This window comes from Agromyces sp. NBRC 114283, assembly GCF_030268405.1.
Classification (GTDB): Bacteria; Actinomycetota; Actinomycetes; order Actinomycetales; family Microbacteriaceae; genus Agromyces; species Agromyces mediolanus.
In genome coordinates this window covers 3,119,792-3,143,302 of the sequence record NZ_BSQP01000001.1, presented here as the reverse complement: position 1 = coordinate 3,143,302, position 23,511 = coordinate 3,119,792, and the positions used below count along the sequence as shown (strand labels likewise).

Genomic DNA, 23,511 nt, shown 5'->3' with positions numbered 1-23,511 from the left:
CGATGGGGTTCCTCGACGGCGAGACCAGGGCGGCGCTCGACGCGCTCGCGGCCCTCGATGCGCACGGGGATGCCCCGGCGGCGCTCGACCGCGTCCGGGCCGTGCGCCGGCTGCTGCGCGCGCTCGAGGCCGAGCCCGCCGTGCTCGCCGCGGTGCGCGAGGCCCGGGACGGCGGGGCGGACTGGGCCGAGGTCGCCGCGGCGGCCGGGCTGAGCGAGGGGGCGGCGAAGCAGCGCTGGGCCGGCGACGACGCGGCCATCGCCGAGCGGCGCGAGGCAAGCCGGAGGCGCAAGCGCGAGCGGCCGTCGAGCCGCCCGAGCGAGCTGCCCGGCCTCTCCGTGGCCGAGGCCGCGGCGAAGCTCGGCGTCACCGCGCAGGCGATCTACCTGCGGGTCAGCCGCGGCCAGCTCGCCTCGCGCACGGTCGAGCTGCCCGACGGGCGAAAGTACAAGCGGGTCTTCCCCGACGGCGACGCGCCGGAGGACTGAGCACTCGGGCAGACGTCGCGCCCAGCCGCGCCATCGTGCGAGTCCGGGCAGGCGCTGCCTCGGCGCGCTCCCGCGCCGTCGCGCCGCGTTCGGCGCTCGTGCAGGAACGCGTTCTACCGTGCTGGTATGCCAAATGTGTTTCCATGGCCACTCATGGAGTGGTTCGGTCGCCTGCGTCTGCGGCGCCGAGCCCGGCGGCGCGGCCCAAGAATCCGCGCAATATACCGGGCGCATGTCATCGCTACGAGCAGATTGACCCTGCGGCCCTATCTCGCTCACGATGTGGAGGGGTGGTATTCCATCCAGTCTGATCCGCAGGTACTCGAATACCTCGGTTGGCCAGTTCGAAGCCGCAGGCAGTCCGCGGTGCACCTCCGCCATCGCACCCGGCATACCGTGCTCAGTTTCGATGGCGACTTCCTGGCTCTCGCCGTCGTCCATGCGGGCCAGCTCATCGGCGACGTCTCGCTGCATCTGCGCGGGCGCGGTCCGGAGCCCGAGGGGGCGGAGATCGGTTGGATCCTCGGAAGCGAGTGGACCGGTCGGGGGTTCGCGGCCGAGGCCGCAGCGGCGCTTCTCGAGGTCGCGTTCACCGAACTCGGAGTCCGCTGGGTGATCGCAGCGATCCATCCGCAGAACGAGCGGTCGATCCGGCTCGCGCAGCGGCTCCGCTTCGAGGCGGAGCCGATCCATCGGGGCGTCCTCACGATGCGTCTCACCGCTGAGCGATGGTCGCAGACGGGCGAAGCGTCCTAGCTCGACACCTCGTCGGGGCCGAGCACGCGCGGCGGGGCGCCCGGCAGGAGGCCGAGGTTCGCGACCGGGCGGGGTTCGCCCGAGGCATCCGCGTAGCAGATCCAGCCCGCCCCGCCCGGGCCGAAGAGCTCGAGCGCGACGTGCGAGCCGGCCGCGTCGCGGTCGTACGCCGAGACGATGACGGCGCAGCTGCGCGCCGCGCTCGACTGCGCGACCGAAACGGTCGAGAGCACGATTGGGGCGAGCATCGCGACGAGCGCGACGATGACGGTGAAGCGGATGACCCGGCGGCGGCGTTCCCAGCGGGACGGCCCGTCTGGTGCGGAGCCGTCGTCGGCGAAGGCGAGCTCGGCCGGCACCTCGTCCCAGTCGCGCGGGCCGCGGGGGCCCGGCTCGCCGGGCTCGGCGGGGTGGCGGGGTTCGAGGTCGCGCGGGGCCATGGGATCCAGTCTCGCATCCGCGGCCGGGCGCGGATGCAGCGAAGCCCGCCGCGCTCAGCGGCCGGCGAACACCGAGGCGATTCCGGCCGCGGCCGCGGCGAGCGTCGCCACCGAGACGGCGAGTATGAGCCAGGGGGCGGGCGTGTAGCGGCCCTCGCTGAGCTCGCGACGGCGGATGCCGCCGACCGCGCCGACCGCGCCGGCCGCGAAGAAGAGCACCGTGCCCGTCACGATCAGCCACGGCTCGCCCGCGACGAGCCCGGTGCGCAGCGCCAGCAGGGCGTTCACGGCGACGACGAGCGCGGTGCGCGTCCACGACAGCGCCGTGCGCTCGGGCTGCAGCCCCGGATCGCGGATGACGGCGCTCACGGCAGGATCAGGAACACCGTGAGCACGACGGAGGTGACGAGGCAGACGCCCGCGAGCACCGGGAGCGACCAGCTGAAGCGCAGCGGCCGGTCGTGCCGCATCGCGATCTCGTTGCTGCGCCAGCGGAAGTACGAGAGCAGCCCGAGCCCCGCGGCGGCGACCCCGAGGCCGACGGAGAGCACCGTGACGAGCGCGCGCGGGCCGATGCCGGCGGCGAACTCGTGCAGCAGCACGCCGCCCGCGATGAGGGCGAGCGCCGTACGGATCCAGGCGAGGAAGGTGCGCTCGTTCGCGAGGGAGAAGCGGTAGTCGGGGTCCTGCCCCTCCTGCTTCCAGCGGGGTTCCGGCATGCGCGGCCTCCTCGGCGGTGTCTGCGGTCTGCGTCGTGGGTCGTCGCGAGCCTAACGGCCGCGAGCCCGGCCCGCGTGCAGCGGGGCCGGGCTCGCCGGGGCGTCCTGAGCTCAGTGCGAGGAGGGCGTGGTCTCGATCTCGCTGCGGTCGCCCGACCAGAGCGTGTGGAAGACGCCGGGCTTGTCGACGCGCTGGTAGGTGTGCGCGCCGAAGAAGTCGCGCTGACCCTGCACCAGGGCGGCGGGCAGGCGCTCGGCGCGGAGCCCGTCGTAATAGGCGAGCGAGGACGCGAACGCGGGGGCGGGGATGCCGGCCTGCGCCGCCGCCACGACCACGCGGCGCCACGCCTGCTGCGCACCGGCCACGGCGTCGCGGAAGTACGGCGCGACGACGAGGGCCACGAGCTCGGGGTCCTCGGCGTAGGCGTCGGCGATGCGGTTCAGGAAGCGGGCGCGGATGATGCAGCCGGCGCGCCAGATGCGGGCGATGTCGCCCTTCTTGACGTCCCAGCCGAACTGGGCGGCGCCCGCGATGATCTCGTCGAAGCCCTGCGAGTAGGCGATGATCTTCGAGGCGTAGAGCGCCTGGCGGACGTCCTCGATGAAGGCGTCGGCGTCGGCGACGGTCCAGCCGCCGTCGGGGCCGGGCAGCGAGGCGGCGGCCTCGCGCTGGGCGCGCTGCGAGGAGAGGCTGCGGGCGAAGACGGCCTCGGCGATGCCCGAGACGGGGACGCCGAGGTCGAGCGCGTTCTGCACCGTCCAGGCGCCGGTGCCCTTCGCGCCGGCCGAGTCGAGGATGACGTCCACGAGCGGCGCACCGGTGTCGGCGTCGACCTGGCGCAGCACCTCGGCGGTGATCTCGATGAGGTAGCTCTCGAGCTCGCCGGTGTTCCACTCGGCGAAGATGTCGGCGATCTCCGCCGGCGACTTGCCGGTGCCCTGACGGATCAGGTCGTACGCCTCGGCGATGAGCTGCATGTCGGCGTACTCGATGCCGTTGTGCACCATCTTCACGAAGTGGCCGGCGCCGTCGGTGCCGACGTGGGTGACGCAGGGGGCGCCGTCCTCGGGGGCGCGGGCGGCGATCGTCTCGAGGATCGGTCCGAGCGTCTCGTACGACTCGGCGGTGCCGCCGGGCATGATCGAGGGACCGTTCAGCGCGCCCTCCTCGCCGCCGGAGATGCCGGTGCCGACGAAGTGGATGCCGGTGGGGCTGATCTCGCCCTCGCGGCGGATGGTGTCGTGGAAGTTCGCGTTGCCGCCGTCGACGATGATGTCGCCGGGCTCGAAGCGGCTCACGAGCTCGGAGATGACGGCGTCGGTGCCGCGGCCGGCCTGCACCATGATGATCGCGGTGCGCGGCGTCGCGAGCGAGGCGACGAACTCGTCGTAGCTCTCGGCGGCCACGAAGCCCGCCTCGGGGTGCTCGGTCACGAGGGTGCGGGTGCGCTCGGGGGAGCGGTTGAACACCGCGACGGTGTTGCCCTCCCGGCTGGCCAGGTTTCGGGCCAGGTTCGAACCCATGACGGCGAGTCCGACGACTCCGATGTTCGCGACGGCTTCAGGCAAGGCATTCTCCTCGGAACGGGAAAGTGGGGTCTTCTCAGCGTAGTGCGCGGAGCGGGCGCGGTGTTCCGCGCGACGTCCGCCGCCGCAGCGGTTCGGCGGGAAGCGGCGATCGGGTAGCCCGGCGATCGGGTAGACTGGGCGATTGAACTTCGGCGAGGGAGGCCGCGGGCGGGCGAGAGCCGGCTCGAGGCATCCGTGATCGACGCGGTCGAATGCGACTCACGGCGATTCCTCACGCGCACCCCTCGGGTGCCGCGCGTTCGAGTTGAAGAGAACAGACCCCAGATCTGGGCCGGCAGAGCGCACCATCCCGGAGCGCAGCAGCGTGAGCCCGCAAGGAGAACCACCATGGACGAAGACAACAAGGTCGAAGCGCTCGAGCGCGACTCGTTCGGCAAGGGTGCGGCGCGCAAGCTCCGCGCCGCCGGCCGCATCCCCGCCGTCGTGTACGGCCACGGCACCCAGCCGGTGCACGTGAGCCTGCCCGCCCACCAGATCGGCCTGATCGTGCGCAAGGCGAACGCCGTGCTCGACCTGCAGATCTCGGGCAAGAGCCAGCTCGCGCTCGTCAAGGACGTGCAGAAGGACCCGGTGCTGCAGATCATCGAGCACCTCGACCTCATCGTCGTGAAGAAGGGCGAGAAGGTCCAGGTCGAGGTGCCGGTGCACCTCGAGGGCGAGTCGGCTGCGGGCACCGTCGCCGACCTCGACTCGCACACCCTGACCCTCGAGGTCGAGGCCACCCACATCCCCGAGAACGTCGTCGTCTCGGTCGAGGGCCTCGAGGAGGGCACCCAGATCCACGCGAAGGACGTCACCCTGCCGAAGGGCGCCTCGCTCATCAGCGACGCCGACGCGCTCGTCGTGAACGTGCACGTGCCGCAGAAGGTCGCGGACGTCGAGGAGACCGCCGAGGGCGAGGAGGCCGCCGAGGCCCCCGCCGAGGAGGCGGCCGCGGAGTAAGCTCCGCGCCCAGCGCACGAGGGCCCGCCCCGATCCCCGGATCGCGGCGGGCCCTCGTCGTTCCCGGGTCCGCTCCGTTCGGCAGGGCCGGGACGGGCGGTCGTCGTCCGGTACGCTCGGACATCGGGCCGATCGGCCCGATGGACCGGATCGGAGCGCGGCATGGCGTGGTTCCGGCGGCGGCGACGAGAGGATCCCGAGGTGGCGCAGAACACCTGGCTGGTGGTCGGCCTCGGCAACCCCGGCGCGCAGTACGCGGGCAATCGGCACAACGTGGGCCAGATGGTGCTCGACGAACTCGCCGGCCGGCTCGGCGCGCCCTTCAAGAGCCACAAGACGCCGTCGCGCGTCGCCGAGGGCTTCCTGCGCCCCGGCGGGCCGAAGCTCGTGCTCGCGAAGCCGAACAGCTACATGAACACCTCGGGCGGCCCGGTCTCGGCGCTCGCGAAGTTCTACGACGTTCCCGCCGAGCGGCTCATCGTCGTGCACGACGAGCTCGATCTGCCGTTCGACACGGTGCGGCTCAAGCAGGGCGGCGGCCACGGCGGACACAACGGGCTGCGCGACATCTCGAAGGCGCTCGGCGCCGACTACCTGCGCGTGCGCGTCGGCATCGGCCGGCCGCCCGGCCGGCAGGACCCGGCCGACTTCGTGCTGAAGGACTTCTCCGGCACCGAGCGGCAGAGCCTGCCGAACCTGCTCGCCGACGCGGCCGACGCGGTCGAGGCCATCGCCGACGACGGCCTGCTCGCCGCGCAGCAGCGCTTCCACGCGCCGAGCTGAGCCGGGCGCGGCGGCCGCCCGCCTCGCCCGCTAGATCAGCCCGCGGAGGAACTCCTCGGGGCTCGTGCCCGCGGCCCGTGCGCGCTCGACGAGCCTCGCGTGCTCGTCGGTCGTCAGCTCGAGCGTCATCGCCAGCCAGTCGGCCGCCGGGTCGTCGAAGTCGAAGAGGGCGGTGTCGGCGGGGGAGCGGTCGTCGTGGAGCGAGGGGGCTTCGTCCTCGAAGAGCTCGGCCGCGCCGATCGGCTCGGTCGTCGCCAGCACCTGCGCGGCCGCCGCGGCGTCCGCCTCGCACGCACCCGACCAGCCGGGCCCCGACGGCACCGCCGAACCGCGCCGGTACGCCTCGGCGACCGCGCGGGCCCGGGCGTCGGCGGCCTCGTTCATGGGATGCCCGACGTGGCCCTTCACCCACTCGAAGCGGTAGCGGCGGCCGGCGATGGCCTCGTCGAGCTGCTTCAGGAGCTCGACGTTCAACACGGGCTTGCCGTCGGACTTGCGCCAGCCCTTGCGCTTCCAGTTCGGCATCCACTTCGTCACCGAGTTGATGACGTACTGGCTGTCGCACTGCACGAGCAGCTCCTCGTCGAGGTGCGCGGTCGCGCGGAACAGCTCGAGCACGGCGGTGAGCTCGCCCTGATTGTTCGTGGCGTGCTTCCAGCCGCCCGCCGCCCAGCAATCGTCGGCGACGTACCAGGCCCAGCCGGCCGGGCCGGGGTTGCCGAGAGCGGAGCCGTCTGCGGCGGCGATGATCATGCGTGGGGTCCTTCCGTCGGGCCGCGCCAATCGTATCCGGAGCCACCGCGGGCGGCGGACGGCGGATGCCTCGCCCGGCCGTCGTGTCGGCGGGGCGACGTAGACTTCTCCGGTGAGTCTGCAGGGTCTGAACACGGCGCTCTCGCGCGCCTCCACGATCGAACGCGCCCTCGGCGAGGCCCAGCACAGCGCGGACTTCTCGGCCCCGGCCGGCCTCGACGCGCCGCTGCTCGCCGGGCTCCTCGAACGCCGCAGGGCGGCCGGACTGGCCCCCGTGCTCCTCGTCGTGACCGCCACGAGCCGCGAGGGCGAGTCGCTGCGCGGCTCCCTCGCGCCCTACCTGCCGGCCGACGCCGAGCTGCTCGAGTTCCCGGCGTGGGAGACCCTGCCGCACGAGCGGCTCTCGCCGAGCGCCGAGACGGTCGGGCGACGGCTGCACGCCATCCGCCGGCTGCACGAGTGGGGCGCCGCCTCGGGCGAGCGGCATCCGCTCGTCGTCGTCGCCTCGGTGCGCGCCGCCCTCCAGCCCATCGCCGACAACCTCGCCGCGCTCGCGCCGATCGAGCTCGTCGCCGGCGCGCGCGGCCACGACCTCTCCGAGCTCGCGCTGCGGCTCGTCGACCTCGCCTACGCGCGCGTCGACATGGTGGCCCGCCGCGGCGAGTTCGCCGTGCGCGGCGGCATCCTCGACGTCTTCCCGCCGACGGCCGACCACCCGGTGCGCGTCGAGTTCTTCGGCGACGAGGTCGAGGAGCTGCGGGCCTTCTCCGTCGCCGACCAGCGCTCGCTGCCCGAGCCCGTCGAGCGCGTGCAGCTCGCGCCGAGTCGCGAGCTGCTGCTCACCCCCGCCGTCCGCCAACGGGCGCGCGAGATGGTGCACGAGTTCCCGAGCCTGTCGCAGATGCTCGAGAAGATCGCCGAGGGCATCCCCGTCGAGGGCATGGAGTCGCTCGCCCCGGCCCTGACCGAACGGCTCGTGCCGCTCACGCACTACCTGCCCGCGCAGTCGGCGATCGCCGTCATCGCGCCCGAGCGCGTCGCCGGCCGGGCCGCGAGCCTCGCCGAGACCAACCGGGAGTTCCTCGCCGCGGCATGGAGCGCCGCCACCGTCGGCGCCGGCGCGCCCATCGACCTCGACGCGGGCGACTTCCTGACCCTGCGGGAGCTGCGCGACGCCGCCATGCTGAGCAGGCCGGGCGAGGCCGACCTCAAGCGCGTCTGGTGGACGCTGTCGCCCTTCGACGCCGGCGAGGCCGCCGACGACGTCGAGCACGACGCGAGCTACGTGCGCATCGCGGCGAACGCCGTGCCGAGCTTCCAGGGCAACGTGACCGGTGCCGTCGAGCACGTCGCCGAGCGCATGCGCGAGGGCTGGTCGCTCGTCGTGGCCGCCGCCGGGCAGGGCCTCGTCGAGCGCGCCCGCGACGTGCTCGCCGAGGCGGGGCTCGCCGCCCGGCTCGTCGACGAGGTGCCGGCCGAGCCCGAGCCAGGCGTCGTCCTGCTCGTGCAGGCCGAGGCCGCGCGCGGCTTCGAGGTCCCCGAGGCGAAGCTCGGGCTGCTCGCCGAGGCCGAGTTCTACGGGCGTTCGGCCGCGTACGACCAGCGCGCCGGCAAGAAGCTCGCCACGCGCCGCCGCAACGTCGTCGACCCGATCCAGCTGAAGCCCGGCGACCACGTCGTGCACGCGACGCACGGCATCGGCCGCTTCGTCGAGCTCGTGCAGCGCGAGGTCGCCACGGGCACCCGGCCGAAGGGGCCGAGCCGCACGGCGGGCATCGCCCAGCAGCCGACCACGGTGCGCGAGTACCTCGTGCTCGAATACGCGCCGTCCAAGCGCGGGCAGGCCGGCGACCGGCTGTTCGTGCCGATGGACCAGCTCGACCTGCTGAGCCGCTACGTCGGCGGCGAGGCGCCGTCGCTCTCGAAGATGGGCGGCAGCGACTGGGCGCAGGCGAAGGGCCGCGCGCGCAAGGCGGTCCGCGACATCGCCGTCGAGCTCGTGAAGCTCTACTCGGCGCGGATGGCGGCCAAGGGTCACGCCTTCGGCCCCGACACGCCGTGGCAGCACGAGCTCGAGGAGGCGTTCCCCTACACCGAGACGAACGACCAGCTGCAGACCATCGACGAGGTGAAGGCCGACATGGAGCGGCCGATCCCGATGGACCGCCTGCTCGCGGGCGACGTCGGCTTCGGCAAGACCGAGGTCGCGGTGCGCGCGGCGTTCAAGGCGATCCAGGACGGCAAGCAGGCGGCGATGCTCGTGCCGACGACGCTGCTCGTGAAGCAGCACTTCGAGACCTTCACAGAGCGCTTCGCCGGCTTCCCGGTGCACGTGCGCGCTCTCAGCCGCTTCCAGACCGACAAGGAGGCGCGCGAGACCATCGCGGGCCTCGCCGACGGCACCGTCGACCTCGTCATCGGCACCCACCGCATCCTCACCGAGAAGGTGCGGTTCAAAGACCTCGGGCTCATGATCATCGACGAGGAGCAGCGCTTCGGCGTCGAGCACAAGGACGCGCTGAAGAAGCTGAAGACCAACGTCGACATCCTCGCGATGAGCGCCACGCCCATCCCGCGCTCGCTCGAGATGGCGGTCACCGGCATCCGCGAGATGTCGACGCTCGCGACGCCGCCCGAGGACCGCCACCCGATCCTCACCTTCGTCGGGCCGTACTCCGAGCAGCAGGTGGCCGCGGCCATCCGCCGCGAACTGCTGCGCGAGGGCCAGGTGTTCTTCGTGCACAACCGGGTCTCGTCGATCAACCGCGTCGCCGCGCAGCTCGCCGAGCTCGTGCCCGAGGCGCGCATCGCCGTCGCGCACGGTCAGCTGCCCGAGCACACGCTCGACCAGATCGTGAGCGACTTCTGGGAGCGCAAGTTCGACGTGCTCGTCTCGACGACGATCATCGAGACCGGCCTCGACATCTCGAACGCGAACACGATCATCATCGACCGCGCCGACAAGTACGGCCTCTCCCAGCTGCACCAGCTGCGCGGTCGGGTGGGCCGAGGCCGCGAGCGGGCGTACGCGTACTTCCTGTACGACCCGTCGAAGCCGCTCAGCGAGACCGCGCACGACCGGCTCTCCACGATCGCCGCGAACAACGAGCTCGGCGGCGGCATGCAGATCGCGCTGAAGGACCTCGAGATCCGCGGGGCCGGCAATCTGCTCGGCGCCGAGCAGGCCGGGCACATCGCGGGCGTCGGCTTCGACCTGTACCTGCGCATGATCGGCGAGGCCGTGTCGGCGTTCCGCGGGGAGGTCGCCGAGGGGCAGACGGAGCTGCGGCTCGAACTCCCCGTCGACGCGCACATCCCCGACGACTACGTCGACAGCGAGCGGCTGCGGCTCGAGGCGTACCAGAAGCTCTCGGCCGCGAGCGGGCCGGCCTCGAAGGAGGGCCAGATCGACCAGGTGCTCGAGGAGCTCGTCGACCGCTACGGCACCCCGCCCGAGTCGGTCGAGCACCTCGTCGCCGTGTCGCGGCTGCGCCGCCAGGCGCAGCTCGCCGGGCTCGCCGAGGTCATCGCGACCGGCTCGAAGCTGCGCATCGCCCCCGCGAAGATCCCCGACTCCAAGCGGGTGCGGCTCGAGCGGCTGTACCCGGGGGCGAAGCACTTCGCCCAGAACGACGTGATCCTCGTGCCCTTCCCGACGCCGGGCGGCGAAGCGCCGGGCGACGGCGACCTCATCGAGTGGGTGTCCAGGCTCGTGGCGAACATCTTCGAGCAGGCGCCCGCGGCGCCCGCCGAGCAGGGCTGAGCGGGGCTAGGGCTTCAGATGGCCCCACTCGGCGAGGAACTCGGCGACCGTCATCGTCTCGAGGTCGAGCCGGATCTGCTGCAGCAGCACGTCGGCCTCGACGAGCGAACCGGCCTTCGTGCGGATGACGGGGGCCGCCGTGTCGGCGCGCACCACGACGAGCTCGGCGACGGAGGGGCCGCCGAGGCTCGTCGCCTCGCCCGCGACGACGAGCGCCGTGTGCACGAGCTTGCCGAGGCCCCGGAGTCGACGCGGCCGGAGCTCCGCGCGCAGGTGCGCGCTCGCGGGCTCGGCGCCGTCGGGCAGGCCGTCGCCGGGCGGGCCGTCGTTCGGCACGTCGGCCGCGCTCATCGGGAGAACGCCCCGCCCACGCCGGCCTTCGCCCCACGGCGGCGGTACTGCGCCGAGCGCAGCGACACCGCGACGGCGGACACGACGATCGCGACGCCCGAGCCGAGCAGCACCGCGAGCGTGCCCTCGTCGGCGACCTCCGGCAGCCCGGCGAAGGCGAGCTCGTTCATCAGCAGCGACACCGTGAAGCCGATGCCGCCGAGGGCGCCGACCACGAGCAGATCGCCCCAGGTGAGCGGCGTGCTGTCGCGCCGCCGCGCCACGAGCGCGCCGATGCCGCCGCCGATCAGGATGCCGACGATCTTGCCGACCGGGAGGCCGATGAGGATGCCCCAGAACGCCGGGTCGAGCTGCGAGGGGCTGAGCTGCGGCACCGCGACCATCGCCGCGGAGAGCGCGAAGAGCGGCAGCACCACGCCGTTCGACCAGGGCTCGAGCGCGTGTACGGCGCGGCCGCCGGGGCGACGGGCCATGACGAGGCCGAGGGCGACGCCCGCGATCGTCGCGTGCACCCCCGACTGGTACACGAAGTACCAGGCGAGCACCCCGAGCAGGATCAGCACGCCCACGATGGGCCACTGCGGGCGGCGCGAGAGGATCCACGCCGAACGGGGCTTCATCATGCGGCTGACCGCGCCGAACAGGGCGATCGCGATGCCGGCGAAGCCGAGCGAGGCGAGGTCGGCGTCGCTCGTGAAGAAGAACGCGATGATGAGGATCGCGATGAGGTCGTCGAGCACCGCGAGCGCGAGCAGGAACACCCGCACGCGGGTCGGGATCCAGGTGCCGAACACCGCGAGCACGCCGAGCGCGAAGGCGATGTCGGTCGCCGTCGGGATCGGCCAGCCGTCGACGGTGGCCGTGCCGGCGGTGAACGCCAGGTAGATGAGGGCGGGCACCACGACGCCGCCGACCGCGGCGATCGCGGGTAGCAGCGCCTTCGAGAGGCTGTTCAGCTCGCCGATGACGAGCTCGCGCTTGAGCTCGACGGCGACGATGAAGAAGAAGATCGCGAGCAGACCGTCGCTGATCCAGTGGCCGATCGAGAGGTCGAGGCCGAGCCACGGCAGTTCGAGGTGCTCGGTCTTCAGCGCGAGCAGGCCCGGGCCGGCCGAGGTGTTCGCGAGCAGGAGGCCGAGGGCGGCGGCGACGAGCAGGAGCACGGCGGCCCAGCGCTCGGATCGGAGGAGGTTCATGCGAGCCTTTCGTACGGTCTTCGATCTCGTTCGCCGACCAGACTTCCCGGCACTCCGCGAACGATCCTACCGTGCAGGGGCTGTGCGGCCCCTACGCTGGGGCGGTGACCCTCTCGCTCTGGGCGACGCTCCTCGCCGCCTGCTTCGTGATCAGCTTCACGCCGGGCGCCGGGGCGATCAACACCATGGGTAACTCGCTCGCGGTCGGCTTCCGCCGCTCGGTCTGGGGCATCCTCGGTCAGCAGGCCGCGCTCGTCGTGCACATCGTGATCGTCGCGGCGGGCGTCGGCGTGCTCGTCGCCTCCTCGCCGCTCGTCTTCGAGATCATCCGCTACGCCGGCGCCGCTTACCTCGTGTATCTCGGCATCCGCCAGATCCTCGCGAAGCCGAGCGTCGCGCCGGAGCCGAGCGTCGCGCCGGAGCCGGCGGAAACGGACGCGGATGCCTCGCCGGCCGCCGTCGCACGCGGCGAGTCGCGCTGGTCGATGTTCCGCCGCGGACTCTGGGTGAACCTGCTGAACCCGAAGGCGATCGTCTTCTTCCTCGCCTTCCTGCCGCAGTTCATCCGCCCCGGCCTGCCGCTGCTGCCGCAGTACCTCGTCGTCGGGGCGACCGTGGTGATCGTCGACGTCGTCGTGATGTGGGGCTTCTTCGCGGTCGCGGCGCAGGGCCTGCGGCGGCTGACCACGTCGGCGCGGGGGCAGCGGATCGTGAACCGCATCTTCGGCAGCCTGTTCATCGGCGTCGGCGTGCTGCTCGCGGTCGTGCACTAGCCCACCCGCTGCCGGCCGCGCGCCTAGGCTGGGCGCATGACCGCCGCCGCTCACCCCGCCCTCGACGAGCTCATCGCCACGGTCGCGCTGCTGCGCGCCCCGGGCGGCTGCCCCTGGGACGCCGAGCAGACGCACGCCTCGCTTGTGCAGTACCTCGTCGAGGAGTGCTGGGAGCTCATCGACGCGATCGAGTCCGGCGACCGCGCCGAGATGATCGAGGAGCTCGGCGACGTGCTGTACCAGGTGCTCTTCCACGCCGATCTCGCCGCGCACACGCCGGGCGAGGACTTCGACCTCGAGGACGTCGCCCGGCACATGACGGCCAAGATGGTGGCGCGGCATCCGCACGTCTTCGGCGACCGCGAGGCGGAGACCGCCGAGGACGTCGTGGGCTTCTGGGACGAGCTGAAGGCCGACGAGAAGCCGCACCGCACGAGCGTGCTCGACGGCGTGCCGATGGGCATGCCGGCGCTCGCGCTCGCCGCGAAGGTGCTGACGAAGGCCGAGAAGGCCGGCGTCGCGCCGAGCCCGCGGGCGGATGGCCCAGGGGTCACGCTCCCGGGCGCGCCGTTGCCGAGCGACTCCTTCCCGGCGGACGAGGCCGAGCTCGGCGAGGCGCTGCTCCGGCTCGTCGCCGAGGCCCGCGACCGGGGCCTCGACGCCGAGCGCGCGCTGCGCGGCGCCGTCCGGGGCTTCAGCGCCGAGGTGCGGGCCGCCGAGGCATCCGCGCAGCGCGAGCCGCGCTAGCCGCCCCGGCGCGGCTGGAAGCCGGCGACGCGGGCACCGGCCGGCGCCTGGAAGAATGGGCGCATGGCCCAGACCGTCACGCCTCCGCGCGGCATGCGCGACTTCCTGCCCGCCGAGAAGGCCCGTCGCGAGCACGCGCTCGGCGTCATCCGCGGGGTCTACGCCGCGCACGGCTTCGACGAGATCGAGACGCCGGTCATGGAGGACAGCTCGAGGCTCCACGCCGGCCTCGGCGGCGACAACGAGAAGCTCGCCTTCGCGGTGATGAAGCGCGGCCTCGGCGAGGCCGAGCTCAGCGCCGCGGCCGCGGCGGGCGACCCGCTCTCGCTCGCCGACCTCGGCCTGCGCTACGACCTCACGGTGCCGCTCGCCCGCTTCTACGCGACGCACCGCGCGGCCCTGCCGCCCGTGTTCCGCTCCATCCAGATCGCCCCGGTCTGGCGGGCCGAGCGCCCGCAGAAGGGGCGCTACCGCCAGTTCGTGCAGTGCGACATCGACATCATCGGCGACGCCACCCCGCTCGCCGAGCTCGAGCTGCTGACGGCCACGGTCGCGACGCTCGACGCGCTCGGCCTCGCTGGCTGCACCATCCGCCTGAACGACCGGCGCATCCTCGCCGGCATCCTCGGCGCCTGGGGCGTGCCCGCCGAGCTCCGCGAGCGCGCGCTCATCACCGTCGACAAGCTCGACAAGATCGGGGTCGACGGGGTCGCCGCCGAGCTCGTCGAGACCGGCGCGGTCGTCTCGCCCGACGCCGTCGTCGAGGCGCTGCACGGCCTCACCACCGCCGACTGGCACCTGCACGACGGCGTCGCCCCGCCGCCCGCCTGGCTCGACCTCGACGCCTACGCCGAGCTCCGCGCCCTCCGCGAGGCGCTGCCGGGCGCAGCCATCGAGTTCGACCCGACGCTCGTGCGCGGCATGGGCTACTACACGGGCACGATCTTCGAGATCGCGCACCCCGAGTTCGGCTACTCGCTCGGCGGCGGCGGACGCTACGACGGCATGATCGGCCGCTTCCTCGGGCAGGAGGTGCCGGCCTGCGGCTTCTCCATCGGCTTCGAGCGCATCGTCGACCTGCTGGAGCTCCGCGACGCGGGCCGCCCCCGGGCCGTCGTCCTCGTGCACGACGGCGCGGTGCCGGCCGAACGGCTGCTCGCGATCAAGCGCGAGCTCGTCGCCTCCGGCGTCCGCGTCCGGCTGGAGCGCCGGGTGAAGAACTTCCGCGCGCTGCTCGACCGGGTCACCGCCGACGGCTTCGACGCCTTCGCGAGCGTGACGGCCGAGACGGCGGATGCCTCGGCGCTCGAGTTCCGGGAGCTCGGCGAGTAACCGGTGCCCCGCGGCGCCGGCGCCCCGCGGAGTTGTGGCTCCCGCCGACGCCCCTAGACTGGGCGGCGGATCACGATGGCGTCGTCCACACCTTCCCAACCCCACGAAGCCCCCATCAGAGGAGTCCACTGTGGCATTCATCGAAGCAGTCGGCGCGCGCGAGATTCTCGACTCGCGCGGCAACCCCACCGTTGAGGTCGAGGTCCTCCTCGACGACGGATCGCTCGCCCGGGCGGCCGTGCCCTCGGGGGCGTCGACCGGGGCGTTCGAGGCGTACGAGCTGCGGGACGGCGACGCCGACCGCTACCTCGGCAAGGGCGTGCAGAAGGCCGTCGACGCCGTGCTCGACGTGCTCGGCCCGGCCATCGAGGACCTCGACGCGAGCGACCAGCGCCTCGTCGACGCCGCCCTCATCGAGGCCGACGGCACCGACAACAAGAGCCGCCTCGGCGCGAACGCCATCCTCGGCGTCTCGCTCGCCGTCGCGAAGGCCGCTGCCGACGCCGCCGACCTGCCCCTGTTCCGCTACCTCGGCGGCCCGAACGCGCACGTGCTGCCCGTGCCGATGATGAACATCATCAACGGCGGCGCGCACGCCGACACCGGCGTCGACATCCAGGAGTTCATGATCCTCCCGGTCGGTGCGCCGACCTTCTCCGAGGGCCTCCGCTGGGGCGTCGAGACCTACCACGCGCTGAAGAGCCTGCTGAAGGCCAACGGCCTCTCGACCGGCCTCGGCGACGAGGGCGGCTTCGCCCCCGACTTCGCGCACAACCGCGCCGCGCTCGACTTCATCTCCGAGGCCGTGCAGAAGGCGGGCTTCACGCTCGGCACCGACATCGCGCTCGGCCTCGACGTCGCGTCGACCGAGTTCTTCGAGAACGGCGTCTACCGCTTCGAGGGCAAGGACCGCAGCGCGGCCGAGATGAACGCGTACTACGCCGAGCTCGCCGAGGCGTACCCGCTCGTCTCGATCGAGGACCCGCTGGCCGAGGACGACTGGGCCGGCTGGGCCGAGCTCACCGCCTCGCTCGGGCAGAAGCTCCAGCTCGTCGGCGACGACCTGTTCGTCACGAACCCGAAGCGTCTCGCCGACGGCATCGCGAAGCACGCCGGCAACTCGATCCTCGTGAAGGTGAACCAGATCGGCACCCTCACCGAGACCCTCGACGCCGTGAAGCTCGCGCAGCGCGCCGGCTACACCGCGGTGCTCTCGCATCGTTCGGGCGAGACCGAGGACACGACGATCGCCGACCTCGCGGTCGCGACCGACTGCGGCCAGATCAAGACGGGCGCGCCCGCCCGCTCCGAGCGGGTCGCCAAGTACAATCAGCTTCTGAGGATCGAAGAAGAGCTCGGTGAGGCCGCGGTGTACGCCGGCCGCACGGCGTTCCCGCGCTTCACGGCGTAAGACGATCGCGGCGCGAGCCGCGACAGCAGGGGGTGGCCAGGCGGCCGCCCCCTGCTGCGTTCCCCGGGCGATCGGCCGGGAAGGAGGCGCGATGAGCGGACCGAAGCGCCCCCAGCGCCCCGGCCGGCCGAAGCCGGCGAAGCGGGCGGACGCCGGTACCCCGGCGGCCCAGGAGCCGCAGGCCGAGCCCCGGCCCGAGCGAACGCGAGAGCCCCGCCCCGAGCGCCAGCCGCGCAGCGCCCGGCGCGCCGCCTCGTCGGCCGCTCAGGCGCCCGAGGCCGGAGCCGTGCGGCAGGGATGGCTCGGCGGCATCCGCTTCTCGGGGTTCTCGCTCATCATGATGGGCCTGCTCGTGCTCGCCGTCGTCGTGCTCGCGCCCACCGTCTCCTCCTTCGCCGCGCAGCGGCAGCAGATCGCCGAGCTGCGCGCCGAGGTCTCCCAGCAGGAGGCCGAGCTCACGAAGCTCCGCACCGAGCGCGAGCGCTGGAGCGACGAGACGTTCATCGTCACCCAGGCGCGCGAGCGGCTCTACTACGTGCTGCCCGGCGAGGTGAGCTACCTCGTCATCGACGACCGCAGCGACGCCGACAAGACCGAGGCCGAGCACGCGGTCTCCGCCGACGTGTCCGAGGCGGAGCACGACTGGCTCTCCAGCCTGCTCGACTCCGTCATGACCGCCGGCCTCGCGCCCGGCGCGACCGACCCGAGCGCACCGCCCGCCGACCCAGCAGCGACCACGCCGCCCGCCGCGGCCACCCCCGGAGGTACCCGATGACCCGCCCCCCGTTCGAGCCCGTCGCCGAGCGCGACCTCCGCATCGTCTCGGCGCAGCTCGGCCGTGAGGCGCGCAACGTCGTCGGCATCGCCGCCCGCTGCGTGTGCGGTGCGCCGACGGTCGTCGCGACCGCCCCCCGCCTCGCCGACGGCACGCCCTTCCCCACGTTCTACTACCTGAGCCATCCCGCCGCGACGGCCGCGATGAGCTTCCTCGAGGCCGCGCAGCTCATGGTCGAGTGCAACGAGCTGTTGCACGCCGACGCCGAGGTGGCCGCCGGCTACGCCCGCGCCCACGAGGACTACCTGGCCGACCGCGCGCAGTTCGGCGAGGTGCCGGAGATCGCGGGCGTCTCGGCCGGCGGCATGCCCACGCGTGTGAAGTGCCTGCACGCCGTCGCCGCGCACGCGCTCGCCGCGGGGCCGGGGGCGAACCCGATCGGCGACCTCGCGCTCGCCCGCTCGAGCTGGACGCCCGAGGTCTGCCAGTGCGCCGACTACGGCGTGGACGACGCCGCTGCCGCGGGCGGCGCGCCGCCCGCCGAGGAGCCCGGCCGATGACGGGCCGCCGGCGCGGGGGGCGCGCGTCGCGGATCGTGCGCGGGCTCGCGCTCGCGGCCGCGACCGCGGCGCTCGTCGGCGTCGGCGCGGCCCCGGCGCACGCGGACACCGTGCGCGACCTCGAGTACTGGCTCAGCGAGTACGGCTTCTCGACCGCCTGGAACACGACGAAGGGCAAGGGGGTGACGGTGGCGGTGATCGACACGGGCGTCGCGGGCACCGTCGTCGAGCTGAAGGGCGCGATCACCGGCGGCACGGATGTCTCGGGCCTCGGCTCGCCCGACGGGCAGACCCCGGTGGGGGAGAAGCCCGAGCACGGCACCATGGTCGCCTCGCTCCTGGCCGGCCGCGGCTCGACGCCCGGGAACGGCGTCATCGGCGTCGCGCCCGAGGCATCCATCCTCACCGCGTCCGTCGCCTTCGGCGAGGACACCGGCGCCGCCGCCTCGAACGACGAGCAGATCGCCGAGGCCGTCGTCTGGGCGGTCGACAACGGCGCCGACGTCATCAACATGTCGCTCACGCGCAACACGCGCGACTGGCCCGAGAGCTGGGACGCCGCGTTCATGCACGCCTTCGAGCACGACGTCGTGATCGTCGCGGCGGCGGGCAACCGGGGCAGCGGCACCACCGAGGTCGGCGCCCCCGCGACGATCCCGGGCGTGCTCACCGTCGCCGGCGTCGACCGCGAGGGCAACGCGAGCTTCGACGCGAGCTCCCAGGGCATCACGATCGCGGTCGCGGCGCCCAGCGAGGACCTCGTCGGCGTGCGCCCCGACGGCTCCTACGTGCAGTGGAGCGGCACGAGCGCCGCCGCGCCTATCGTCTCCGGGCTCGTGGCGCTCGTGCGCGCCCAGTACCCCGAGCTCGACGCGGCGAACGTCATCAACCGCGTGATCTCCACGGCCGATCCCAAGGGCCACCCGGTCGGCGGTCCGCTCTACGGCTACGGCATCATCGATCCCGTCGCCGCGCTCACCGAGGACGTGCCGAAGGTCGAGGCGAACCCGCTCGGCAGCCTCTCCGACTGGATCCGGCTGCACCGCCGGGCGAGCGGCGAGGCGCCCGCGACGGAGGCGCCCGACGAGCAGATCGTGCCGATCGCCGACCCGCCGCTGCCCGAGTCGGCGAGCACCCAGACTCTGCTGCCCACCTCATGGACGCTCGCATATATCACGATCCCGCTCTCACTGGTCGCGGGATTTGGTACGCTAGCAGCGCTGTTGGGCATCGGCGCCACTCGGCATATCAGGCGGAGCACCCGCGGCGGCGGGGACTGACCGCCCATCCCCACAAATCAAGGAGTCCATTCACCGTGCCCAAGATTCTCATCGTCGGTGGCGGGTATGCAGGTTTCTACACCGCGTGGAAGCTCGAGAAGTGGCTGCGTCCCGGCGAAGCCGAGGTCACCGTGGTCGACCCGCTGCCCTACATGACGTACCAGCCGTTCCTGCCCGAGGTCGCGGCCGGCTCGATCGAGGCCCGCCACGCGGTCGTCGCGCAGCGCCGCCACCTGAAGAAGACGAACGTCGTCACGGCCAAGGTCACGAAGATCGACCACGCGGCCAAGACCGCGACGATCACCCCGGCCGAGGGTGAGCCGTGGCAGTTCGACTACGACGTCGTCGTGGTCACCGGCGGCGCCGTCTCGCGCACGTTCCCGATCCCCGGCATCGCCGAGAACGCGATCGGTCTGAAGACCATCGAAGAGGCCGTCGCGATCCGCGACCGCCTGCTCTCGAACTTCGACAAGGCGTCCAACCTGCCCGCCGGTCCCGAGCGCGACCGCCTGCTCACCGTCACGGTGGTCGGCGGCGGCTTCGCCGGCATCGAGGTGTTCGCCGAACTGCGCTCCTTCGCGAGCGCGCTGCTCGAGTACTACCCGCAGCTCAGCTTCGAGGACACCCACTTCCACCTCATCGAGGCGATGGGCCGCATCATGCCCGAGGTGTCGCTCCCCACCAGCCACTGGGTGATCAAGCACCTCGACCAGCGCGGCGCGCAGATCCACCTCGACACGCAGCTCACGAGCGCGGTCGACGGCAAGATCGAGCTGTCCACGGGCGAGAGCTTCGAGTCCGACCTCATCGTCTGGACCGCCGGCGTCATGGCCAACCCCGCCATCGTGCGCACGAGCGACCTCCCCGTCGAGGAGCGCGGCCGCATCAAGACCCGTGCCGACCTCCGCGTCGGCGACGACGACGACATCGTGGCCGACGCCTGGGCGGCCGGCGACATCTCGGCCGTGCCCGACCTCAGCGGTGGCGGCGTCGGCGGCTACTGCGTGCCGAACGCCCAGCACGCCGTCCGTCAGGGCAAGCTGCTCGCGAAGAACGTCGTCGCGGTGCTCCGCGGCGAGGAGCCCAAGAACTACGTGCACAAGAACCTCGGCGCGGTCGCGGGCCTCGGTCTCGGCTCGGGCGTGTTCCAGTCCGGCAAGCTGGCCATCAAGGGCCTGCTCGCCTGGTTCGCGCACCGCGGCTACCACGGTCTCGCGATGCCCAGCTGGGAGCGCAAGTTCCGCGTGTTCTGGGGCTGGTGGAACAACTTCTGGCTCGGCCGCGACATCGTGTCGCTGTCGGCCGTGCAGCGCCCGCGCGCCGCCTTCGAGGAGTTCGCCGCCCGTCCGAAGCCGGCCGCCGACGCCGCGCCGACGACGCCCGCTGCGCCCGCGAAGGCGGAGTCGAAGGCCGCGCCCGCCAAGGCGGCGCCGAAGGCCGCGGCGAAGAAGGCTCCGGCCGCAAAGGCCGAGGCCGGCGAGGCCGCGCCCAAGAAGGCCCCGGCCAAGCGCACGACCGCGAAGAAGGCCGCTCCGGCCGAGCCCGCGGCCGAGGCGCCCGCCACCGAGGCCAAGGCTGAGGAGGTCGTCGCCGCCAAGTAGGCGGTCCGGCAGCTGACTACACTGTGACGCGGCGTCGCCCCTCGGGCGGCGCCGCGTTCGGCGTCTCGGGCGAGTGCGCCCGGCCGCCGCGCCCCCATAGCCCAACCGGCAGAGGCAGGCGGCTTAAACCCGCTCAAGTCTGGGTTCGAATCCCAGTGGGGGCACCCCTGGGCACCGGGCAGGCGGCGCGGCGGGCGGGCAGGCGGCGCGGCGACCCACGCCACCGCGCTCAGTCGAGGTGGTCGAGCCGGCGCAGGATGAGGCCCTCGCGCAGCGCCCAGGGGGAGACGTCGAGCTCGTCGACGTCGAACACCCGCATCGCCTCCGAGAGCACGACGGCGCCGGCGACGATCTGGAAGGTGCGGTCGGCCGTGATGCCGGGCAGCGCGGGCCGGGCGTCGGCGGGGATGCGGGCGAGCCGGGGGATCCAGTCGTCGAGGCCCTTGCGCTTCAGCATCGCGCGGCCCGACGACCCCACGCCGTCCTCGGTCCAGCCCGCGAGCCGGGCGAGCGACCGGATCGTCTTCGAGGAGCCGACGACGTGGTCGGGGCCGACATAGGCGCGGAAGTCGCCGAGGGCGCCCTCGATGACGCGCCGCGCGTGCTCGCGCAGCCGGCCGACCTGCTCGACCGAGGGCGGGTCGTCGGGCAGGAAGGCGATCGTGGAACGCCCCGCGCCGAGCGGGAGCGAGCGGGCCACGTCGGGCACCTCGTCGCCGCCGAGCGCGATCTCCAGCGAGCCGCCGCCGATGTCGAAGAGCAGGATGCGGTCGGCCGACCAGCCGTACCAGCGGCGCACCGCGAGGAAGGTGAGCCGGGCCTCGTCCTCGCCGGAGAGCACGTCGAGGCGGATGCCGGTCTCGCGCTCCACGAGGTCGAGCAGATGCTCGCCGTTCGCGGCCTCCCGGATCGCCGAGGTGGCGAACGCCAGCAACTCCTCGATGCCGGCCTCCCGCGCGGCCCTCGCCGCCTCGCCGACGGCCGAGAGCACCGCCTGGACGCCCTCCGAGCTGATCGCCCCGTCGGGCTCGAGGTAGCGCATGAGGCGCAGCACCGACTTGTTGGAGGCCGTGGGGATGGGGCGGGCGCCGGGGTGGGCGTCGACCACGAGGAGGTGGACGGTGTTGGAACCGACATCGAGAACACCGAGGCGCATGAAGCGAGCGTAGCGATCCGAGGCCGGATGCTGCATACTGAGGCGACTGGGTCAACTGTCCCAGTTCGTCGCGACGCGGTCGTCGTGATGACTCGACGGCGAGGAGGACGCGATGGCACGGATGTCCGCCGCCGACCGCCGCTCGGCGCTCATCGAGGCTGCGCTGCGGGTCGTGTCCCGGGAGGGCCTCGCGCAGGCGACGACGCGCGCGATCGTGGCCGAGGCCGGGATGAGCCTCGCGAGCTTCCACTACGCCTTCGAGTCGCGGGACGAGCTCGTCGACGAGCTCATCGGCACCGTCGTGGCGCGCGAACGCAAGGCCGTCGCCCCAGAGGAGCTTGTGGCCGCGGCGGGCGAGGGCGCGACGCTCGCCGAGCTCGTCGAGGCCGGGCTGCTGCGCTACTTCGAGCACCTCCGCGCCGATCCAGAGCACGAGCAGGCCATGCTCGAGCTCACCCAGTACGCGCTCCGCTCGCCGGAGCGGCATCCCCTCGCCGTCGCGCAGTACGCCCGCTACACCGAGCTCGTCGTCGAGGCCCTCGAGGCCGCGGCCGAGCTCACCGGCGCGCGCTGGCGGCTGCCCGTCGAGCACGTCGCCCGGGTGCTCGTCGCCTTCACCGACGGCCTCACCATCACCTGGCTGGTCGACCGCGACGACGCGGCCGCCGCCCGCGTCGTCGCCGCCGCGGCCGACGCCCTCTCGAGAATGGCGGACCCCCGATGACCCGAATCGACCCCGGCGCGCCCGAGCCCGGCGCCGGGCCCGGCTCCGCGCCCGGCCCGCACGGCATCGGCGTGGGCACCGCGAGCGGCGCGGTCGGCGCCTTCGCCGAACCGGTCCGCCGCGTCTCGGCGGGCTGGATCGCGGCCTTCGCCACCGTCTGGTTCGGCGTGTGGATGGCGCAGCTGACGCCCGTGCAGCTGCTGCTGCCCGCCCAGATCGACGCCGAGCTGCACCCGGAGAACTGGGTCGACTCGGTCCTCGCCTTCGGCGTCATCTCCGGCATCGCGGCCGTCGCGACGATCATCGCCTACCCGCTCACCGGCGCCATGAGCGACCGCACCACGAGCCGTTTCGGCCGGCGGCGGCCGTGGATCGCGATCGGCGCGCTCGTCTTCGCCCTCTCGCTCGTGCTGCTCGGCTTCCAGTCGGAGATCTGGGCGATCGGCGCGGCGTGGGTGGCGGCATCCGTCGGCTTCTGCATCATGACCGCCGCGCTCACGGCGACGATCTCCGACCAGGTACCGGTCGGCCAGCGCGGCTTCGTGTCCGGCTGGATGTCGGCCCCGCAGGCGGTCGGCATCATCGCGGGACTGCTGCTCGTCACCGAGCTCGTCGCGGGCCAGGTGGCCGGCTACGCGGTGCTCGCGCTCCTCCTCGTGCTGCTCGCCGTGCCGTTCCTGCTGCGCCGTGACCAGCCCCTGCTCGCCGCCGACCGCGCGCGGGTGACCGCGCGAGGCATCCTCTCCTCCCTGTGGATCAGCCCCCGGCGCTACCCCGACTTCGGCTGGACGCTGCTCAGCCGCGTGCTCGTCTCGGTCGGCAACGCGCTCGGCACGAGCCTGTTGCTGTACTTCCTGATGTTCGGGCTGAAGGACGAGCACGCCGAGGACGACCTCATCGTGCTCACGCTCATCTACATGGTGTTCGTCGTGCTCGCCTCGCTCGGCCTCGGCCGCTGGTCGGACCGCACCGGCAAGCGCCGGGTGTTCGTCTTCGTCGCCTCCGGGCTGCAGGCGCTCGCCGCGCTGCTGCTCGCCCTCGTGCCCGACCTCACCGTCGCGATGGTCGCCGCTGGGCTTCTCGGCGCCGGCTACGGCTGCTTCCTCTCGGTCGATCAGGCGCTCGCGACGCAGGTGCTGCCGGACGCGGCGAGCCGCGGCAAGGACCTCGGCATCATGAACATCGCCTCCGCCGTGCCGCAGGCGATCGCGCCGCTCATCGGGGCCGCCGCGGTCGTGCTCACCGGCTCCTTCGTGCTCGTGTTCGTGCTGTCCGCCGCCTTCGCCGCGGCGGGCGCGTTCGCGGTCGCCAGGGTGCGGAGCGTGGCATGAGCGCCGCGAAGCGGCCGGCCGCGACGCGCGGCACGGCGAG

23 protein-coding genes and 1 tRNA gene are annotated in these 23,511 nt (G+C 73.1%); 16 read left to right on the top strand and 8 right to left on the bottom strand.

The features are described from left to right. Positions 1-2 precede the first annotated feature (2 nt). Positions 3-488 (top strand): hypothetical protein, encoded by a 486-nt coding sequence (locus tag QSJ60_RS15075; RefSeq protein WP_285464192.1) that lies wholly within the window; start codon positions 3-5, stop codon positions 486-488. Positions 489-740: 252 nt separating this feature from the next. Beyond that, entirely contained in the window at positions 741-1,244 is a 504-nt protein-coding gene (locus QSJ60_RS15070; protein WP_285464190.1) for a GNAT family N-acetyltransferase, read from the top strand. Here QSJ60_RS15070 and QSJ60_RS15065 read toward each other — a convergent pair. From QSJ60_RS15065 to gnd, 4 genes are all read right to left on the bottom strand, one after another. Further along, a complete protein-coding gene (locus tag QSJ60_RS15065; protein WP_285464188.1) occupies positions 1,241-1,684 on the bottom strand; it encodes a hypothetical protein in 444 nt (147 codons plus the stop codon). The two genes, QSJ60_RS15070 and QSJ60_RS15065, sit on opposite strands and share 4 nt — an antisense overlap. Before the next feature lie 54 nt (positions 1,685-1,738). Further along, positions 1,739-2,053: a DUF202 domain-containing protein gene (locus tag QSJ60_RS15060; RefSeq protein ID WP_285464186.1), complete on the bottom strand. Its 315-nt coding sequence runs from the start codon at positions 2,051-2,053 to the stop codon at positions 1,739-1,741. After that, positions 2,050-2,403 (bottom strand): YidH family protein, encoded by a 354-nt coding sequence (locus QSJ60_RS15055; protein WP_189086577.1) that lies wholly within the window; start codon positions 2,401-2,403, stop codon positions 2,050-2,052. Before QSJ60_RS15055 ends, QSJ60_RS15060 begins: the two co-directional genes overlap by 4 nt. A gap of 111 nt (positions 2,404-2,514) precedes the next feature. Next, complete coding sequence (gene gnd / locus QSJ60_RS15050) at positions 2,515-3,927, bottom strand: NADP-dependent phosphogluconate dehydrogenase (RefSeq protein WP_502871407.1); 1,413 nt, start codon at positions 3,925-3,927, stop codon at positions 2,515-2,517. A 393-nt stretch (positions 3,928-4,320) separates the two neighbouring features. Between gnd and QSJ60_RS15045 the strand changes: the two genes are divergently transcribed. Both QSJ60_RS15045 and pth read left to right on the top strand, forming a co-directional pair. Further along, on the top strand, positions 4,321-4,935 hold the full coding sequence (locus QSJ60_RS15045) for a 50S ribosomal protein L25/general stress protein Ctc (RefSeq protein WP_189086575.1): 615 nt from the start codon (positions 4,321-4,323) through the stop codon (positions 4,933-4,935). 162 nt (positions 4,936-5,097) lie between these two features. Then, positions 5,098-5,718: an aminoacyl-tRNA hydrolase gene (pth, locus tag QSJ60_RS15040; protein ID WP_230767983.1), complete on the top strand. Its 621-nt coding sequence runs from the start codon at positions 5,098-5,100 to the stop codon at positions 5,716-5,718. Between the two features lie 30 nt (positions 5,719-5,748). On the opposite strand, the gene QSJ60_RS19145 is transcribed toward pth, so the two are convergent. Next, the gene (locus QSJ60_RS19145; protein ID WP_285464182.1) at positions 5,749-6,471 is read right to left on the bottom strand and encodes a ribonuclease H family protein; all 723 of its coding nucleotides are present in this window, start codon (positions 6,469-6,471) and stop codon (positions 5,749-5,751) included. A gap of 112 nt (positions 6,472-6,583) precedes the next feature. Here QSJ60_RS19145 and mfd point away from each other — a divergent pair, with 112 nt between their 5' ends. Further along, a complete protein-coding gene (gene mfd, locus QSJ60_RS15030; RefSeq protein ID WP_285464181.1) occupies positions 6,584-10,234 on the top strand; it encodes a transcription-repair coupling factor in 3,651 nt (1,216 codons plus the stop codon). A 6-nt stretch (positions 10,235-10,240) separates the two neighbouring features. On the opposite strand, the gene QSJ60_RS15025 is transcribed toward mfd, so the two are convergent. Together QSJ60_RS15025 and QSJ60_RS15020 are read right to left on the bottom strand one after the other, a co-directional pair. Next, positions 10,241-10,585 (bottom strand): hypothetical protein, encoded by a 345-nt coding sequence (locus tag QSJ60_RS15025; protein WP_285464180.1) that lies wholly within the window; start codon positions 10,583-10,585, stop codon positions 10,241-10,243. Beyond that, the gene (locus QSJ60_RS15020) at positions 10,582-11,781 is read right to left on the bottom strand and encodes a Na+/H+ antiporter NhaA (RefSeq protein ID WP_230767991.1); all 1,200 of its coding nucleotides are present in this window, start codon (positions 11,779-11,781) and stop codon (positions 10,582-10,584) included. Before QSJ60_RS15020 ends, QSJ60_RS15025 begins: the two co-directional genes overlap by 4 nt. 104 nt (positions 11,782-11,885) lie before the next feature. Here QSJ60_RS15020 and QSJ60_RS15015 point away from each other — a divergent pair, with 104 nt between their 5' ends. The 9 genes from QSJ60_RS15015 to QSJ60_RS14975 all read left to right on the top strand — a co-directional run bounded on the left by QSJ60_RS15015 (position 11,886) and on the right by QSJ60_RS14975 (position 20,424). Next, the gene (locus QSJ60_RS15015; protein ID WP_285464178.1) at positions 11,886-12,554 is read left to right on the top strand and encodes a LysE family transporter; all 669 of its coding nucleotides are present in this window, start codon (positions 11,886-11,888) and stop codon (positions 12,552-12,554) included. 36 nt (positions 12,555-12,590) lie between these two features. Next, complete coding sequence (locus QSJ60_RS15010) at positions 12,591-13,301, top strand: nucleoside triphosphate pyrophosphohydrolase (protein WP_285464176.1); 711 nt, start codon at positions 12,591-12,593, stop codon at positions 13,299-13,301. A gap of 63 nt (positions 13,302-13,364) precedes the next feature. Next, the gene (gene hisS / locus QSJ60_RS15005) at positions 13,365-14,633 is read left to right on the top strand and encodes a histidine--tRNA ligase (protein ID WP_285464174.1); all 1,269 of its coding nucleotides are present in this window, start codon (positions 13,365-13,367) and stop codon (positions 14,631-14,633) included. A gap of 130 nt (positions 14,634-14,763) precedes the next feature. Next, on the top strand, positions 14,764-16,044 hold the full coding sequence (gene eno / locus QSJ60_RS15000) for a phosphopyruvate hydratase (protein WP_189086566.1): 1,281 nt from the start codon (positions 14,764-14,766) through the stop codon (positions 16,042-16,044). 91 nt (positions 16,045-16,135) lie between these two features. After that, positions 16,136-16,819 carry an FtsB family cell division protein gene (locus QSJ60_RS14995; RefSeq protein WP_285464172.1) on the top strand — a complete coding sequence of 228 codons (684 nt, stop codon included), beginning with the start codon at positions 16,136-16,138 and terminating at the stop codon, positions 16,817-16,819. After that, entirely contained in the window at positions 16,816-17,379 is a 564-nt protein-coding gene (locus QSJ60_RS14990) for a DUF501 domain-containing protein (RefSeq protein WP_189086565.1), read from the top strand. Before QSJ60_RS14995 ends, QSJ60_RS14990 begins: the two co-directional genes overlap by 4 nt. Then, entirely contained in the window at positions 17,376-18,659 is a 1,284-nt protein-coding gene (locus QSJ60_RS14985; protein ID WP_285464170.1) for a S8 family serine peptidase, read from the top strand. The genes QSJ60_RS14990 and QSJ60_RS14985 overlap by 4 nt, the downstream gene beginning before the upstream one ends. A gap of 35 nt (positions 18,660-18,694) precedes the next feature. Further along, positions 18,695-20,260 carry an NAD(P)/FAD-dependent oxidoreductase gene (locus QSJ60_RS14980; protein WP_285464168.1) on the top strand — a complete coding sequence of 522 codons (1,566 nt, stop codon included), beginning with the start codon at positions 18,695-18,697 and terminating at the stop codon, positions 20,258-20,260. A gap of 90 nt (positions 20,261-20,350) precedes the next feature. Beyond that, positions 20,351-20,424 (top strand) — tRNA-Leu (locus tag QSJ60_RS14975). Positions 20,425-20,489: 65 nt separating this feature from the next. Here the strand turns inward: QSJ60_RS14975 and QSJ60_RS14970 are convergent. After that, on the bottom strand, positions 20,490-21,416 hold the full coding sequence (locus QSJ60_RS14970; RefSeq protein ID WP_189086562.1) for a Ppx/GppA phosphatase family protein: 927 nt from the start codon (positions 21,414-21,416) through the stop codon (positions 20,490-20,492). 112 nt (positions 21,417-21,528) lie between these two features. Here QSJ60_RS14970 and QSJ60_RS14965 point away from each other — a divergent pair, with 112 nt between their 5' ends. Beyond that, positions 21,529-22,140, top strand: a complete 612-nt coding sequence (locus QSJ60_RS14965; RefSeq protein WP_285464167.1) for a TetR/AcrR family transcriptional regulator — start codon at positions 21,529-21,531, stop codon at positions 22,138-22,140. Then, positions 22,137-23,471: an MFS transporter gene (locus QSJ60_RS14960; RefSeq protein WP_285464165.1), complete on the top strand. Its 1,335-nt coding sequence runs from the start codon at positions 22,137-22,139 to the stop codon at positions 23,469-23,471. The genes QSJ60_RS14965 and QSJ60_RS14960 overlap by 4 nt, the downstream gene beginning before the upstream one ends. Positions 23,472-23,511 lie beyond the last annotated feature (40 nt).

Excerpts from the sequence above, each read along its gene's own strand:
- QSJ60_RS14960 (WP_285464165.1), top strand. The coding sequence starts at position 22,137 with ATGACCCGAATCGACCCCGGCGCGCCCGAGCCCGGCGCCGGGCCCGGC.
- QSJ60_RS15055 (WP_189086577.1), bottom strand. The coding sequence starts at position 2,403 with ATGCCGGAACCCCGCTGGAAGCAGGAGGGGCAGGACCCCGACTACCGC.
- QSJ60_RS14965 (WP_285464167.1), top strand. The coding sequence starts at position 21,529 with ATGGCACGGATGTCCGCCGCCGACCGCCGCTCGGCGCTCATCGAGGCT.
- gnd (WP_502871407.1), bottom strand. The coding sequence starts at position 3,927 with ATGGGTTCGAACCTGGCCCGAAACCTGGCCAGCCGGGAGGGCAACACC.
- QSJ60_RS15075 (WP_285464192.1), top strand. The coding sequence starts at position 3 with ATGGGGTTCCTCGACGGCGAGACCAGGGCGGCGCTCGACGCGCTCGCG.
- pth (WP_230767983.1), top strand. The coding sequence starts at position 5,098 with ATGGCGTGGTTCCGGCGGCGGCGACGAGAGGATCCCGAGGTGGCGCAG.
- QSJ60_RS14970 (WP_189086562.1), bottom strand. The coding sequence starts at position 21,416 with ATGCGCCTCGGTGTTCTCGATGTCGGTTCCAACACCGTCCACCTCCTC.
- QSJ60_RS14995 (WP_285464172.1), top strand. The coding sequence starts at position 16,136 with ATGAGCGGACCGAAGCGCCCCCAGCGCCCCGGCCGGCCGAAGCCGGCG.
- QSJ60_RS15025 (WP_285464180.1), bottom strand. The coding sequence starts at position 10,585 with ATGAGCGCGGCCGACGTGCCGAACGACGGCCCGCCCGGCGACGGCCTG.
- QSJ60_RS14990 (WP_189086565.1), top strand. The coding sequence starts at position 16,816 with ATGACCCGCCCCCCGTTCGAGCCCGTCGCCGAGCGCGACCTCCGCATC.
- QSJ60_RS15065 (WP_285464188.1), bottom strand. The coding sequence starts at position 1,684 with ATGGCCCCGCGCGACCTCGAACCCCGCCACCCCGCCGAGCCCGGCGAG.
- hisS (WP_285464174.1), top strand. The coding sequence starts at position 13,365 with ATGGCCCAGACCGTCACGCCTCCGCGCGGCATGCGCGACTTCCTGCCC.
- QSJ60_RS19145 (WP_285464182.1), bottom strand. The coding sequence starts at position 6,471 with ATGATCATCGCCGCCGCAGACGGCTCCGCTCTCGGCAACCCCGGCCCG.
- QSJ60_RS15045 (WP_189086575.1), top strand. The coding sequence starts at position 4,321 with ATGGACGAAGACAACAAGGTCGAAGCGCTCGAGCGCGACTCGTTCGGC.
- QSJ60_RS14985 (WP_285464170.1), top strand. The coding sequence starts at position 17,376 with ATGACGGGCCGCCGGCGCGGGGGGCGCGCGTCGCGGATCGTGCGCGGG.
- QSJ60_RS15010 (WP_285464176.1), top strand. The coding sequence starts at position 12,591 with ATGACCGCCGCCGCTCACCCCGCCCTCGACGAGCTCATCGCCACGGTC.
- QSJ60_RS15020 (WP_230767991.1), bottom strand. The coding sequence starts at position 11,781 with ATGAACCTCCTCCGATCCGAGCGCTGGGCCGCCGTGCTCCTGCTCGTC.